Raw genomic sequence first — 1,883 nt, 5'->3', positions numbered from 1 at the left:
GTGATATTGTTGGTGGTTGATGCAGGATTGGATCATTTTTTCGTAGATGTTGAGGTTGTCTTCGATGATTTCTCGTTTGCGGTTTTGGGAGGCAATCCACTCGCGGCTTTGTTCGACTGCTTCGATCGCTTTTTCGTAGCCGAAGATGGCGGTTTCCCACAAGCTTTCATCAAATCCTAAATTGCCTAGACTTCGCGCAGCTTTGAGACAGTCAAGGGGTAAGCTGGTAGGAGTGCGAACTTGTAAAGCTGCTTGATAAAATGCGATCGCCTTTTCGATATTCTCGGCTTTGTCTTCCTTGATTCTGTTTCTGTAAGCAATTGCTAAATTATTTTGAGTCGTCGCCCAATCTTGGGGAAAAGCGGCGCGGGTGTAAACTTCTAAAGCCAATTCATAAAATGCGATCGCCTTTTCGATATTCTCGGCTTTGTCTTCCTTGATTCTGTTTCTGTAAGCAATTGCTAAATTATTTTGAGTCGTCGCCCAATCTTGGGGAAAAGCGGCGCGGGTACGAACTTCTAAAGCCAATTCATAACAGGCGATCGCCTTTTCGATATTCTCGGCTTTGTCTTCCTTGATTCTGTCACTGTAAGCATTTGCTAAATTATTTTGAGTCGTCGCCCAATCTTGGGGAAAAGCGGCGCGGGTACGAACTTCTAAAGCCAATTCATAACAGGCGATCGCCTTTTCGATATTCTCGGCTTTGTCTTCCTTGATTCTGTCACTGTAAGCATTTGCTAAATTATTTTGAGTCATCGCCCAATCTTGGGGAAAAGCGGCGCGGGTACGAACTTCTAAAGCCAATTCATAACAGGCGATCGCCTTTTCGATATTCTCGGCTTTGTCTTCCTTGATTCTGTCACTGTAAGCATTTGCTAAATTATTTTGAGTCGTCGCCCAATCTTGGGGAAAAGCGGCGCGGGTACGAACTTCTAAAGCCAATTCATAACAGGCGATCGCCTTTTCAATATTCTCGGCTTTGTCTTCCTTGATTCTGTTTTTGTAAGCAAGTCCTAAATTATTTTGAGTCATCGCCCAATATTGGGGAAAAGCGGCGCGGGTGTAAACTTCTAAAGCCAATTCATAACAGGCGATCGCCTTTTCGATATTCTCGGCTTTGTCTTCCTTGATTCTGCTATAGTAAGCTGCTGCTAAATTATTTTGAGTCATCGCCCAATCTTGGGGAAAAGCGGCGCGGGTACGAACTTCTAATGCCAATTCATAACAGGCGATCGCCTTTTCGATATTCTCGGCTTTGTCTTCCCTGATTCTGTCATAGTATTTAATACCCAGACTGTTTTGATTGTATCCCCAATCTTTTGGGTAAGCTTCGCGAGTAAAAATAATTAATCCTACTTCTAGACAAGCAATAGCAATTTCTATATTAGCGGCGCGACTTCCTAGCGGAAAACTGGAAATCGTAATATTAAAACTGTAGAGATTATCCGCAAAGTTGTATGCTTCATCTGACTCCATTGCTGCGAGAGTTTGAGTTGCCCACTCGCGCAAGTATTGGGCAAAACCATCGTCTAATAATTCGAGATTGGCTTGCAGGATGGTGATTTTTTCGTCGCTGGGGGAGTTGAGGAGAGATTGGATTAGGGTGAGATCGGCTTGACGGCGTTGTTCGTTCATTTTTGGTAACCCATGTTTGGGATATTTTACATTGTTTGTGGGGGGAATGCAAGATTGGCAACGAGCAATGTACGGGATTTAACGGATGGATTTGGGGTTGGTTTGCTGGTTGGTTGCGGAGGGCCCCGGCGATTGGAAATCGCGGCTACACAAACGATGTCCGCCTCCGCGGACGAAGATGGTATTTGGGGATGGGAAATTATTGGATGAAATCTTCAACCCACCTTTGTGGGTTTTGTTTGTGTAAA

Annotated in this window: 1 protein-coding gene; it reads right to left on the bottom strand. The window is 44.4% G+C overall.

Annotated elements, in window-relative coordinates; translation table 11 throughout:
- A partial coding sequence (locus tag IQ270_RS29965; RefSeq protein WP_193976733.1) for a tetratricopeptide repeat protein occupies positions 1 to 1,635 on the bottom strand: 1,635 nt, incomplete at its 3' end.
- Positions 1,636 to 1,883 lie beyond the last annotated feature (248 nt).

It is taken from the genome of Microcoleus sp. LEGE 07076 (genome assembly GCF_015207455.1).
Taxonomy (GTDB): domain Bacteria; phylum Cyanobacteriota; class Cyanobacteriia; order Cyanobacteriales; family Microcoleaceae; genus Microcoleus.
This window is presented reverse-complemented; position numbering and strand designations above follow the sequence as displayed.